The organism is Azospirillum sp. B4 (genome assembly GCF_000333275.1).
GTDB lineage: Bacteria > Pseudomonadota > Alphaproteobacteria > Azospirillales > Azospirillaceae > Nitrospirillum.
Map to the genome: position 1 here is coordinate 1 of NZ_BACU01000078.1, position 11239 is coordinate 11239.

The 11239-nt window shown below is 68.3% G+C and carries 16 protein-coding genes and 1 pseudogene; 2 read left to right on the forward strand and 15 right to left on the reverse strand.

The annotated features are described in order from the left end of the window. Window positions 1-506 (forward strand): beta-galactosidase trimerization domain-containing protein (locus I55_RS03465; RefSeq protein ID WP_044559113.1); only part of this gene is annotated, 506 nt, incomplete at its 5' end. A 32-nt stretch (window positions 507-538) separates the two neighbouring features. Here I55_RS03465 and I55_RS03470 read toward each other — a convergent pair. The 6 genes from I55_RS03470 to sufB form a co-directional block, all read right to left on the reverse strand. After that, window positions 539-943, reverse strand: coding sequence for an iron-sulfur cluster assembly protein (locus I55_RS03470; RefSeq protein ID WP_252180998.1), 405 nt, complete (start codon window positions 941-943; stop codon window positions 539-541). Between the two features lie 4 nt (window positions 944-947). Then, window positions 948-1436 (reverse strand): Fe-S cluster assembly sulfur transfer protein SufU, encoded by a 489-nt coding sequence (gene sufU / locus I55_RS03475; RefSeq protein WP_044559114.1) that lies wholly within the window; start codon window positions 1434-1436, stop codon window positions 948-950. An 11-nt stretch (window positions 1437-1447) separates the two neighbouring features. After that, complete coding sequence (locus I55_RS03480) at window positions 1448-2722, reverse strand: aminotransferase class V-fold PLP-dependent enzyme (protein ID WP_044559115.1); 1275 nt, start codon at window positions 2720-2722, stop codon at window positions 1448-1450. Next, complete coding sequence (gene sufD / locus I55_RS03485) at window positions 2719-3987, reverse strand: Fe-S cluster assembly protein SufD (RefSeq protein WP_044559116.1); 1269 nt, start codon at window positions 3985-3987, stop codon at window positions 2719-2721. The genes I55_RS03480 and sufD overlap by 4 nt, the downstream gene beginning before the upstream one ends. A 13-nt stretch (window positions 3988-4000) precedes the next feature. Next, window positions 4001-4759, reverse strand: a complete 759-nt coding sequence (sufC, locus tag I55_RS03490; protein WP_044559117.1) for a Fe-S cluster assembly ATPase SufC — start codon at window positions 4757-4759, stop codon at window positions 4001-4003. Between the two features lie 159 nt (window positions 4760-4918). Further along, window positions 4919-6400, reverse strand: a complete 1482-nt coding sequence (sufB, locus tag I55_RS03495; RefSeq protein WP_252180999.1) for a Fe-S cluster assembly protein SufB — start codon at window positions 6398-6400, stop codon at window positions 4919-4921. Window positions 6401-6656: 256 nt separating this feature from the next. Between sufB and I55_RS03500 the strand changes: the two genes are divergently transcribed. Next, entirely contained in the window at window positions 6657-7067 is a 411-nt protein-coding gene (locus I55_RS03500) for a group II truncated hemoglobin (protein ID WP_044559118.1), read from the forward strand. 53 nt (window positions 7068-7120) lie between these two features. On the opposite strand, the gene I55_RS03505 is transcribed toward I55_RS03500, so the two are convergent. The 9 genes and pseudogenes from I55_RS03505 to I55_RS03545 all read right to left on the reverse strand — a co-directional run. Further along, entirely contained in the window at window positions 7121-7336 is a 216-nt protein-coding gene (locus I55_RS03505; RefSeq protein WP_044559119.1) for a hypothetical protein, read from the reverse strand. Between the two features lie 12 nt (window positions 7337-7348). After that, complete coding sequence (locus I55_RS03510; RefSeq protein WP_044559120.1) at window positions 7349-7657, reverse strand: 2Fe-2S iron-sulfur cluster-binding protein; 309 nt, start codon at window positions 7655-7657, stop codon at window positions 7349-7351. Window positions 7658-7703: 46 nt separating this feature from the next. Next, entirely contained in the window at window positions 7704-8885 is a 1182-nt protein-coding gene (locus I55_RS03515) for a DegT/DnrJ/EryC1/StrS aminotransferase family protein (RefSeq protein WP_044559121.1), read from the reverse strand. Continuing rightward, window positions 8885-9154, reverse strand: a complete 270-nt coding sequence (locus I55_RS03520) for a hypothetical protein (RefSeq protein ID WP_044559122.1) — start codon at window positions 9152-9154, stop codon at window positions 8885-8887. The genes I55_RS03515 and I55_RS03520 overlap by 1 nt, the downstream gene beginning before the upstream one ends. Window positions 9155-9166: 12 nt before the next feature. Continuing rightward, window positions 9167-9520 (reverse strand): hypothetical protein, encoded by a 354-nt coding sequence (locus tag I55_RS03525; RefSeq protein ID WP_044559123.1) that lies wholly within the window; start codon window positions 9518-9520, stop codon window positions 9167-9169. A gap of 44 nt (window positions 9521-9564) precedes the next feature. Then, window positions 9565-9804: a nitrogen fixation protein NifZ gene (locus I55_RS03530; protein ID WP_044559124.1), complete on the reverse strand. Its 240-nt coding sequence runs from the start codon at window positions 9802-9804 to the stop codon at window positions 9565-9567. Further along, window positions 9801-10148: a nitrogen fixation protein NifZ gene (locus tag I55_RS03535; protein WP_044559125.1), complete on the reverse strand. Its 348-nt coding sequence runs from the start codon at window positions 10146-10148 to the stop codon at window positions 9801-9803. Before I55_RS03535 ends, I55_RS03530 begins: the two co-directional genes overlap by 4 nt. Continuing rightward, entirely contained in the window at window positions 10145-10936 is a 792-nt protein-coding gene (locus I55_RS03540; protein WP_044559126.1) for a 4Fe4S-binding leucine-rich repeat protein, read from the reverse strand. Before I55_RS03540 ends, I55_RS03535 begins: the two co-directional genes overlap by 4 nt. Further along, window positions 10929-11239, reverse strand: a pseudogene (locus I55_RS03545) (hypothetical protein); the annotation flags it as partial. The gene I55_RS03540 and the pseudogene I55_RS03545, both read right to left, overlap by 8 nt.

An 11239-nucleotide genomic window follows, 5' to 3' on the forward strand; every position in this document is an offset into this window, starting at 1 on the left:
AACATGCGCAATGGTTCGAGACGCCCTTGCCCGGCCGGTTGTCCGACGTGTTCGGGCTGAAGACGAACGCCTTCTACCGGTCGGACGCGCCCCTGGCCTACAGCCTGGGCGCATCGTCGGTGACAACCGCCACGCATTATTACGAGGTGCCGGTACCGACCACGGCGAAGGTGCTGGCGACCTTCGACAACACGCCCGACCATACGCCGGCCGTGACAATCAACACATTCGGCAAGGGCACCGCCCTGTACCTGGCGACGGAGCCGGCTCCCTCCGCCATGGCGCCCGTGCTGGGCTACGCTTATGGATTGGCGGGCATCAAGCAGGGCCCGCAGACCCCAGACGGGGTTTATGCCCGGGTCGTGGATGGTCGAACGCTGTACGTGAACACGACGCGCGAGACACAGCGGATCCCCATCACCGGCACCAAGACCGGGCTGATCACCCATCGCCGTCACGAGGGCACGCTGGTCCTGGATCCGCAGGAGGCCGACCTGCTGCCCTAATCCTATCCCCTGGAGCGGGGCTGCCGTATCCCCTATAGCAGCCCCAGTTCCAGCCGGGCGTCCTCGCTCATGCGCTCCCGCGTCCAAGGCGGGTCCCAGACCATTTCCACCAGGACGACGCTGACGCCCGGTACCAGGGAGACAAGGTGCTGGACCTGTCCCGGCAGGGCGGTCGCCACCGGGCAGGCGGGGGTCGTCAGCGTCATCTCGATGTAGACCAGGCCGTCCCGTCGGACCATGACATGGTAGATCAGGCCCAAGTCGACCAGGTTCACCGGAAGTTCCGGATCGCGAACGGTGCGAAGCGCGGCCATCACCTCCTGTTCCAGCGCCGGGTCGCCGTCGTCAGGCTGGGGGCGTTGCAGGGGCCTGGGCGCCGCCGCCCCTTGTGGTGTCGGCGCGTCCGCCAAGTGTGTCGCTTCCCCGGGCATGCTCATGGCCTCATTCCGTCTTCAAGGGGCCACCCCCGGCCATTCCGCCCACCGCCGCATCGAAGGTGTGCCACGCCAGCGTCGCGCATTTCACCCGCGCGGGGTAGGAGCGCACGCCGGCCAGTGGTTCAAGGCGGTCGCCCTCCTCCAGCAAATCCGCTGGCAGGCCGGAGACGCTGGAGGCCGACACCCCCGCGCCCTCGGCCCCGGTGACCTTGCCATGGAAATGCGCGAACAGGGCCTGGGCCTCCGCCACCGTCTTGTCCTGCATGACCTCCGTCATCAGCGAGGCGGAGGCGATGGAGATGGCGCAGCCCTTGCCTTCGAAGCTGACGTCGGCCACGCGCCCATCCTCCACCCGCACGAAGATGGTGACCTTGTCACCGCACAACGGGTTGTGGCCGTGGGCGAAGTGGCTGGCGCCAGGCAGCGGGCGGAAGTTCCGGGGATGGCGCCCGTGGTCGAGGATGATGTCCTGGTAAAGGTCGCGCAAATCCATGGATGTTTCCCCTATCGTGCCGACACCAGGCCGAACAGGCGCTGGGCCGCGCGGACGGCCGCGACCAGGGCGGCCACGTCGTCCTCGTCGCTGTACACCCCGAAGGACGCGCGGGCGGTGGCGACTAGGCCCAGGCGATCCATCAGCGGCTGGGCGCAGTGATGGCCAGCGCGGATGGCCACGTCGTGCTGGTCGAAGATGGTCGCCAGATCGTGGGGATGCACGCCGTCAACCTCGAAGGAGACGACGCCCACGCTCTCCGCCCCGGCACCGACAATGGTGACACCCGGCAGGGCCGACAGCGCAGCGCGGGCATGGCGGGTCAAGGCCGCCTCATGCTCCCGGATGGCGTCCACACCCAAGTCGTCCATGAAGTCCAGCGCCAGGGCCAGGCCGATGGCGCCGGCGATATCGGGCGTGCCCGCCTGGAACCGCTGGGGCGCGTCCTGGTAGGTCGTCTCGGCGAAGGTGACGGTGCGGATCATGTCGCCACCACCTTGCCACGGCGGCATCGCGTCCAGCACCGCGCGCCGGGCGTACAGCGCGCCGATACCGGTGGGCCCATAGCATTTGTGGCCGGAGAAGACGTAGAAGTCGCAGCCCAGGGCCTGGACGTCCACCGGCAGCCGCGGCACCGCCTGGCAACCGTCCAACAGGACCTTGGCGCCAGCCGCATGCGCCAGCTGGACCACCCGCTCGACCGGGACAAGGCCGCCGGTCACATTGGCCACGTGGGTCATCGCCACCAGCCGCGTGCGGGGTGTCAGCAGGCGCGCGAACGCCGCCAGGTCCAGGGCGCCGCCATCATCGATGGGGGCAACCACCAGCTCCACCCCCAGCCGGTGGCACAGCATCTGCCAAGGCACGATGTTGGAGTGATGCTCCAGCTCCGACACCACGATCTGGTCGCCGGGCTTCAGGAAGGCCGGTCCCCAGGCCTGGGCCACCAGGTTGATGCCCTCCGTGGCGCCACGCACGAAGACGATTTCGCTGGCGTCGGCGGCGTTCAGGAATTGGGCGACCCGATCCCGCGCCGCCTCGAACCGGGCGGTGGAGCGGGCGCTGAGGCCATAGACGCCGCGGTGCACGTTGGCGTAGTCGGCGCGGTAATAGTCGGCCAGCCCGTCGATGACGCAGGCCGGCTTCTGCGCGCTGGCCGCCGTGTCCAGGAACACCAGGCCGGGGTTGCGGGCGAAGACGGGAAATTGCTGGCGCACCACCTTGGGATCGAAGGCGCCGCGCGTAGACGGTGCCACGGCGGGCCGTTCCTGGAGCAGCGCGCTCATTTCCCACCCCCCATGCCATCCAGCCAAGCCTGAAGGTGCCCATGCACATGGTCGCGAAGAGGCTCATCCAGACCGGCGCCGTCGATCACGTCGGCGGCGAAGGCCTCCACCAGCATCTGGCGCGCGGCGGCGGGATCGATGCCCCGGGCCTGCAGGTAAAACAGCGAAGCCTCGTCCAGGCTGCCCACCGTGGCGCCGTGGCTGCACTTCACGTCATCGGCCAGGATTTCCAGTTCGGGCTTGGTGTCCACCCAGGCCGTGGGGCTGAGCAGCAGGTTGCGGTTCAACTGCCGGGCATCGGTGCCATCGGCGCCGGGATGCACCTGGATCGTACCCAGGAAGACGCCGTGCGCCTTGTCCTGCATCACGCCCTTCACCACCTCGTCCGTGCGGCAGCCGGGCGCCGCGTGCACCACCACCGGGGCGAACGTGGCCTCCTGCGCATCGCGCAGCAGATAGGCGCCGTGCAGGGCGACACCGGCTCCCGCCTCCGCCAGGGTGACGTGGATGTCGCGGCGCGACATCCGCCCGCCGGCCATCAGGCTGAAGCCGTCATAGCGGGCGTCGCGCGCCACCGTCGCCCGGATGACGGCGGTGTGGATGGCCTCGCCCGCGTCGCGCTGGATCTGCACATGGCGCAAGGCGCCACCCGCCGCCACGGTGATGGCGGTGACGGTGTTGAGCCAGCCGGCGCCCGCGCCGGTCGACGTCTCCACCACCGTGGCGCGGGCGCCCGCGCCGATGACCAGCCGGTTGCGCAGATGGGCCGCCGCCGGCGCGCCCATGTCGGCGTGGTGGATGATCTCCACCGGCGTCTCCAGGATCACGCCGGGTTCCAGCGCCAGCACGAAGCCATCGGCGAACAGGGCGGCGTTCAGGGACGCCAGCGCCACCTCGTCCTCCATGAAGGCCGACGCCATCGTGTCGGGCCGCGTGCGCAACGCGTCGGTGGCGGAGCCCAACCAGACGCCGGGCGGCAGGGTGCCGATATCGGACAGGGCCGGCGCGAACCGGCCATTGACCAGCACCAGGCGATGGGCCGGGCCGGCCAGCCGGTGGGGCGCCAGGGTCGCCGGCGTCACCGCCACCGGGTCCGCCGGCGCCGACGGAAAGACGGACGCCGTCAGCGGCCGCAGGTCGGTGAAACGCCAGGCCTCCATCTTGCGGGTGGGATAGCCCAGGGCGGCGAAGCGGGCCATGCCCGCCGCGCGGTGGCCGGTCAGCCAGGAGGGCTGGCCGGAGACGGGGATATCGGCTGCGATCATCGTTCCTTCCCCCTCAGGCGGCGGTGCCGAGGTGGGCGTAGCCGGTACGCTCCAGCTCCGCCGCGAAGGTCTTGTCGCCCGAGGCGACGATGCGCCCCTCGCTCAGCACATGCACATGGTCGGGGACGATGTAGTCCAGCAGCCGCTGGTAATGGGTGATCAGGATGATGGCGCGGTTGGCGTCGCGCAGGCGGTTCACGCCGTCGGACACCACCCGCAGGGCGTCGATGTCCAGGCCGCTGTCGGTTTCATCCAGGATGGCCAGCTTGGGCTCCAGCATCGCCATCTGGAAAATCTCGTTGCGCTTTTTCTCCCCACCGGAAAAGCCGACGTTGACCGCGCGCCGCAGCAGATCGTCACTGATGTCCAGCAGCTTGAGCTTGTCGCGCACGGCCTTCAGGAACTGGGAGGCATCCAGTTCCGGCGCGCCCCGCTGGCGCCGCCCGGCGTTCAGGGCCGCGCGCAGGAAGTACATGTTGTTCACGCCGGGGATTTCCACCGGGTACTGGAAGGCCAGGAAGATGCCCTCCCGCGCCCGCTCGTCCGCCGGCAGGGCCAGCAAGTCGCGGCCCTGATACAGGACGGAGCCGCCCGTGACCTCATAGCCCGGCTTGCCGGCCAGCACGCTGGACAGCGTGCTCTTGCCCGCCCCGTTCGGTCCCATGATGGCGTGCACCTCCCCCGGCGCCACGTCCAGATCGATACCCTTCAGGATGTCGCGGCCGCCGACGATGCGGGCCCGCAGGTCGCGGATTTCCAGAAGCTTGCTCATGCCCGGTCCCCCTGTTGCCATGATATGCGCGGTCGCGATCCTCTAAGCAGGTTCCTCCAGATCGGGCCACAGATGGCTCGGCCTGGAGAAACCTGCCGACTCTATGGTTCAGAAGATTTCCGAGCCCGCCCATGTGTGGGCGGAGTTCGGAAAGTCTGCTTAGCCCACGCTGCCTTCCAGACTGACGGCCAGCAGCTTCTGCGCCTCGACCGCGAACTCCATGGGCAGTTCCTTCAGCACTTCCTTGCAGAAGCCGTTGACGATCAGCGACAGCGCGTCCTCCTGTGTCAGGCCGCGCGCCTGGCAATAGAACATCTGGTCCTCGCTGATCTTGGAGGTCGTCGCCTCATGCTCCACCTTGGCGCCGGGGTGGCGAACCTCGATGTAGGGCACGGTGTGGGCGCCGCATTTCTTGCCGATCAGCAGGCTGTCGCATTGGGTGTAGTTGCGGGCGCCGTCGGCCTTGGGCATCACCTTGACCTGGCCGCGATAGGTGTTCTGACCCCGGCCAGCGGAAATGCCCTTGGAGATGACGGTCGAGCTGGTGTCGCGGCCGATGTGGATCATCTTGGTGCCGGTGTCGGCCTGCTGCAGGTTGTTGGTGATGGCGACCGAGTAGAAGGCCCCGACCGACCCGTCGCCTTCCAGCAGGCAACTGGGGTATTTCCAGGTGATGGCCGATCCCGTCTCCACCTGCGCCCAGCTGATCTTGGCCCGCGCGCCCCGGCAAGCGCCGCGCTTGGTGACGAAGTTGTAGATGCCGCCCTTGCCGTTCTCATCGCCCGGGTACCAGTTCTGGACGGTGGCGTACTTGATCTCCGCATCCTCCAGCGCCACCAGTTCCACGACGGCGGCGTGCAGCTGGTTCTCATCGCGCTGGGGAGCGGTGCAGCCCTCCAGATAGCTGACATAGGCGCCCTTGTCGGCGATCAGCAGCGTGCGCTCGAACTGTCCGGTCTTGGCGGCGTTGATGCGGAAGTAGGTCGACAGCTCCATGGGACAGCGCACACCCGGCGGCACGTAGACGAAGGAGCCGTCGCTGAACACGGCGGAATTCAGCGCCGCGAAGAAATTGTCGCCCTGGGGCACGACGGAGCCGAGATAGCGGCGCACCAGGTCGGGATGTTCCCGCACCGCCTCGCCGAAGGAACAGAAGATGATGCCCAGGTCGGCCAGCTTGTCCTTGTAGGTCGTGGCCACCGACACGCTGTCGAACACGGCATCGACGGCGACCCCGGCCAGGGCCGCGCGCTCACCCAGGGGGATGCCCAGCTTCTCGTAGGTCTTGAGCAGCTCCGGATCGACCTCGTCCAGGGACTTCGGCCCCGTGCCGGTCTTGGGCGCGGAATAGTAGGTCGACGCCTGATAGTCGATGGACGCGATGTTCAGCTTGGCCCAATCGGGCGGCGACATCCGCTGCCAGCGGTGGAAGGCCTTCAGCCGCCAGTCCAACAGCCAGGCCGGCTCCCCCTTCTTGGCGGAGATGAAGCGCACCGTGCCTTCATCCAGGCCGGGCGGCGCCTCATCGGCCTCGATGTCGGTGACGAAGCCATATTTGTAGCCGTCGCCCCCCCCTTGGACCAGGGCGTCCAGCGGATCGGCCGCGGGCTCGGGCTTTTCGGTCATCGCGAGATCGGACATGGCGGATGCGTCCTGTCTTTGCTTCTTCACACCAGTCCCTGTCGCAACTGCCGTGCCAGATGAAAAGTGGCTGACTCTCAATGGATTGGTGACCACCCCCACGTCCGGATCACGACGATTGTCACAATCGCGACAGGGGGATTCGGCACCACACGGCCGAAGGGATGCCCTTCCCCAAGGGCGACGGGCCGCGACGCCGGGCGGCATGCTTCGTGCAGCCGCCATAACCAGCGCTAGCAACAGGGGGCCCAAAACCATGAGCACGGGAAACACGGCGGAGCTGACGGTTTACGAGCGGATCGGCGGCGCCGGGCCCATCGACCGCCTGGTCGAGGCGTTCTATCGCGTCATGGACACCCTGCCGGAGGCGCGCGACCTGCGCGCCATCCATGCCCCGGACCTGACTGAGACCAAGCGGGTGCTGAAGCTGTATCTGGCGCAGTGGATGGGGGGGCCGGCGGACTATTCGGCGGAGCGGGGCCATCCCCGCCTGCGGGCCCGCCACCTGGGCTTCCGCATCGGCACTGCGGAACGCGACGCCTGGCTGGCGTGCATGGCGCGGGCGCTGGATGAGACGATAGAGCCGGCCGACGCCCGCCAGGCCATCCTGGCGGCCTTGACGCCGCTGGCCGACTGGATGCGCAACCAGCCGGAAGGCCGGAACTGAAAAGCGCCGCGGCCCCGGAGGGGAACCGCGGCGCCCTCCCCTAAAGCGACCGCCTAGGCGGCGACGGCCGCCTTCAGGTCCTCGATCTCCGGACGTGGCAGCCGGAACAGGCCGCGACCGCCGACGAAGGTCTGGTAATGCGTGCCGGCTTTCAGGCTCAAGTGGTTGAACCAATCCTGGGGCGACAGGGTCGCCGGCCGTTCCCCGATCTCCGTCACCGTGCCGTTGGGGGCGAACCGCACGTGGATCATGACGCTTTCGACTACCATGACAAATCTCCTTCAAAAGCCCGAGCCGAAGCCCAGCAGTTCGATCTTGATGTCTTCGGTGCCCAGGACGATGGCCTGGCAGGCAAGCCGCGACTTGGAGCCGACGCCGACGATGGCATCCAGCTTCTCGTTCTCTTCCTTGGCGATGCGCGACAGGCCCTTGCGCCCTTCCTGGACGAAGATGTGGCAACTGCCGCAGGAGGCCTTGCCGTCGCATTTGTGGGCCAACGCCTCATCGGCGGCGAGGATGGCCGCCAGTAGCGTCATGCCTTCGCCGGCGTTGATGGTCTTGCCCGACGGCATGATGGTCAGCAGGGACATAAGCGAAGCTCCTTTATTTTAAAAAGCGGGACTGTATTGCGGACGGTCAGTAGATCGCCGCCCCGGCACCCACGTTGATCGAGGCGTCCTTCATGGTGGCGACGATGAAGGCGATCCGGTCCTCATCGAGATGGGCGTGGAAGGGCAGCGCCACCGCGCGGTCGGCCACCTTCTCGGTCACGAAGAAGTCGCCCCGGCGGTAACCCAGGTCGAAATAGTGGCGTTGCAGATGCAGCGGGTGGCTGTAGGCCACGGCCTCCACCTGCTCCAGCCGCAGATCCTCGATGATGGCGTCGCGGCTGGACCGGGAAAAACGGGTGCCCAGCTGAACCAGATAGAACAGCCAGTTCACCTCGGTCGCGTCCGGCCCGATATAGGGATCCTTGATGCCCTCGAACGACCGGACGTGCTTGAAGTAGAGATGCTGGACGCGCCGCCGCCGTTCCAGGATCTCATCCAGGCGGCGCAGCTGGGCCAGGCCCAGGGCGGCGGCCAGGTCGCTGATCCCCGCCTGATACGGCGGCGTGGCCCCGATCACCACCGAGGTCCGTTCCTGCGGCCGGTGCGACCGCCGCCGGCGCAGGGCCATGGCGATATCCACATCGTCGGTCACCACCATGCCCCCCTCCCCGCAGGTCAGCGGCGAGGGCTGGGAGAAATCGAACACGGCAGTGTCGCCGAAGGTCCCCACCAGGGCGCCGCGATGGCGCGAGCCGATGGCCTCCGTCGAATCCTCGATCAAGATCAGCCCATGCTCCGCCGCCAGTGACCGCAGGGCGGTCCAGTCGGCGGGATGGCCGTTGCTGTTGCCGCCAATGAGGGCCCGCGTCCTGGACGTGATGCGGGCCGCCGCCTTTTCCGGGGACAAGGTGCCAGCCCAGTAATCGATGTCGGCGAACACCGGGCGGGCACCCGACAGGCTGACGGCGTGCGCCGTCTCGCGGAAAGAATGGGGCGAGACCACGACCTCGTCCCCCCCACCGATGCCGTGGGCGTCCAGCGCCATCAGCAGGCCCAGCGTGCCGCTGGGCACCGCCACCGCGTAACGGCGCCCCACATACTGGGCGAAGGCGGTCTCGAATTCCTCGACCACCCCGCCGGCGGACAGGCGGGGGGAGCGCATCACCGCCGCCACCGCATCCAGTTCGGCGGCGGTGATGTCCGGATCGCTGAGCGGGATGGCGTCCAGCGCGTCGCCATCGTCCACCGCCTCCATCTCCGCCGCCATCACGCGCCCTCCCCCCGCTGGGCCAGCACCACGCCGGTGGCCTGCGCCGGGTCGGGGGTCAGGCGCACGCAATGGTCGCTGGCGTCCAGCAGATGCAGGTCAAAACGGGGATATCTGCGGAACGGCTCCTCCGCCACGTCGGACGCGTCGCAACGTGTCCATGACAGATGCGGCATCTGCCGCCGCAGGTCGGCGAACACGCCACCCGCCGGGATCGGCACGTCCAGCAGGCCATCGATCAGCCCCAAATCCTCCGTGCTCACCACCATGGCGTCCCTCCTTCATTGCCAGAACAGCCGGTCGGCATCGACGGTCAGCGGGTCCAGCAGGTCGCGCAGCCGGCCGTAACTGCCGTGCAGTTCCCAGGCCCCCCGGCGGTGGTCCTTGCGGTACAGGAACCAGGTGCCCTGCCGGCATTCGATCAGGGCGACGTCGATGACCCCGCCGCTGGCGTCGACATTGCGGGAGCAACAGGGGCTCTCGACCCGGTAGCCGTCCGCCGCCGGCAGGACGCTGGGCTGGACGTAGAGGTAGCGCTTGCGCGCGGCGAGCGCGCGTTCGATGCGCTTGCGGTCCAGGTCATTGGGGTGGGCGCCCCATCCCAATGGCGCGGTGTTTTGCCGGGGTGCTGCCATCCTGCACATCCTGCTTCGATCCACATGCCTCGCGGCGGTTGCGTTCACAGCGGTTCGATCTCTTCCTCCAGGCATCCGATGACCCGGAGGCCGGCGAATTCGATGAGGTAGACGGGGGTATTGGTTTCTGTGTGGGTCCCGACCTGCACGATCTCCCCGGCCTCACCGGCGCGGGCCAGCACGGCATCCACCTCGGCATCCGGGTAGGAGCCATCGTTGCGCAGGTCGGCCAGGGCCTGAACCCGTTGACCCCATTGGTATTTTGGCAAGCGGGGCTCGATCATGACGGCCCCCGGCCTTGGAGGGGCGGCCGCGCCGGCACAGTGGGCAGCGGCAGGTCGGCGTCGTCTTCCGCGCCGCCTACCGCGTCCAGCTCCTTGCGCTTCATGCCCACGCGATAGCCCGTGTCGACGAATTCGACGCCGTAGATGTAGAACTGCTGCAGGAAGGTGCCGATGCTGACGACGTACCCCTCCTCCCCCTTGCGGGCCAGGATGTCGCCGATCTCCTTGCCAGCGTAGGTGCCGTCGTTGCGGATGGTGCGGCGGGACCGCACCTTGTCGCCATAGGTGAAGGCCGGCGGATCGACGATTTCCACCACGTCACTGTCGCGAACGATGTTGCTCATGGCGCCACCTCCTTATGTGCGTTGTCCCCGGGGTGCGCGTCGTCCCCGGGCGCGGACAGGCGGGACAGCGCCATCTCGCGCACCAGGATGTCCTCGTCCTTGTCCAATGGCGCCACCTGGGACAGGGGCGCCCGGCCCGCCACCTCAAACCGCACGCGCCAGTCCGGGTCGCGGCCCAGGCGCGGCAGCAGGTCCGGCGGCAGGCGCTTCGCCACCTCCAGCCTTACGGTGGCGTCGCCGTCGGCCGCCATGCGCAGTATCCAGTCGGCCGGGATGCGGCAGGCCACCACCCGGCGCACCTCCGGTTCCTTGTCCGTCATCATCCGCACCAGCAGGGGGGCCTGCACCCGCCGCGCCACCACCAGGCGCACGTAGTAGTCGGGGTCGGCCATCATGGGGATCAGCTCCGCATCGGCCAGCAGGGTGGCGACGCGGATGCGGACCTCCCGGTGGGGGTCGTCGCGCAGGCGCAGGACATAGCGCTTGGGCAGGCGGCGCACGGCGTTCCACCGTACCGTTTCCTCGGCATCGTCCAACAGGGGCGGCAGCAGGAAGACGTCGGCATGCTTGGCGGCGATGGCCCGCACCTCGAAATGGGGATGGCGCAGATAGCCGTTGGCCAGGTCCGGGTTCCAGTTGAAGAAGCGGTCGATCCGCCGGGCATAGCGGTCAACGACGCAGGCGTGCTTCAGCCGGCAGCGGCCCGCGTCGCGCAGGGCCAGGTGCCCGCAGACATCGCAGGACACCGCCGCCCCCAGCCAATCCACCGCCTCGTCGATGTCAGTCATGATCGTCCTGTCCCATGCGCTGTATGACGTTCAGCAGGACCTCGGCGCCGACCTTGTCGGTGGGATCCAGTTCCAGCAGCTTCAGCACGGCGGCCAACCCCTCATCCAGGTTGCCCAGGCGCATCTGCAGGTAGGCGTAACCCTTCAAGGTGAACAGGAAGAAGCGCGGCAACTGGGCGTCATAGCGGCCGAACGCGGCGTCGCCGGCGGTGACCTGGCGCCAATCGGCGGGCAGGCTGTTGTCCCGCGCCGCCTTGGCCAGGCACAGCCGCGCCACGTCCAACGCGTCGCCCAGCCGCCCCT

What these genes read in the sequence shown, in the direction of transcription:
- sufU (WP_044559114.1), bottom strand. Translation starts at nt 1,436, where the DNA reads ATGGATTTGCGCGACCTTTACCAGGACATCATCCTCGACCACGGGCGC.
- I55_RS03505 (WP_044559119.1), bottom strand. Translation starts at nt 7,336, where the DNA reads ATGGTAGTCGAAAGCGTCATGATCCACGTGCGGTTCGCCCCCAACGGC.
- I55_RS03520 (WP_044559122.1), bottom strand. Translation starts at nt 9,154, where the DNA reads ATGGTGGTGAGCACGGAGGATTTGGGGCTGATCGATGGCCTGCTGGAC.
- I55_RS03500 (WP_044559118.1), top strand. Translation starts at nt 6,657, where the DNA reads ATGAGCACGGGAAACACGGCGGAGCTGACGGTTTACGAGCGGATCGGC.
- sufB (WP_252180999.1), bottom strand. Translation starts at nt 6,400, where the DNA reads ATGTCCGATCTCGCGATGACCGAAAAGCCCGAGCCCGCGGCCGATCCG.
- sufC (WP_044559117.1), bottom strand. Translation starts at nt 4,759, where the DNA reads ATGAGCAAGCTTCTGGAAATCCGCGACCTGCGGGCCCGCATCGTCGGC.
- I55_RS03470 (WP_252180998.1), bottom strand. Translation starts at nt 943, where the DNA reads ATGAGCATGCCCGGGGAAGCGACACACTTGGCGGACGCGCCGACACCA.
- I55_RS03530 (WP_044559124.1), bottom strand. Translation starts at nt 9,804, where the DNA reads ATGATCGAGCCCCGCTTGCCAAAATACCAATGGGGTCAACGGGTTCAG.
- I55_RS03540 (WP_044559126.1), bottom strand. Translation starts at nt 10,936, where the DNA reads ATGACTGACATCGACGAGGCGGTGGATTGGCTGGGGGCGGCGGTGTCC.
- sufD (WP_044559116.1), bottom strand. Translation starts at nt 3,987, where the DNA reads ATGATCGCAGCCGATATCCCCGTCTCCGGCCAGCCCTCCTGGCTGACC.
- I55_RS03535 (WP_044559125.1), bottom strand. Translation starts at nt 10,148, where the DNA reads ATGAGCAACATCGTTCGCGACAGTGACGTGGTGGAAATCGTCGATCCG.
- I55_RS03480 (WP_044559115.1), bottom strand. Translation starts at nt 2,722, where the DNA reads ATGAGCGCGCTGCTCCAGGAACGGCCCGCCGTGGCACCGTCTACGCGC.
- I55_RS03525 (WP_044559123.1), bottom strand. Translation starts at nt 9,520, where the DNA reads ATGGCAGCACCCCGGCAAAACACCGCGCCATTGGGATGGGGCGCCCAC.
- I55_RS03515 (WP_044559121.1), bottom strand. Translation starts at nt 8,885, where the DNA reads ATGGCGGCGGAGATGGAGGCGGTGGACGATGGCGACGCGCTGGACGCC.
- I55_RS03510 (WP_044559120.1), bottom strand. Translation starts at nt 7,657, where the DNA reads ATGTCCCTGCTGACCATCATGCCGTCGGGCAAGACCATCAACGCCGGC.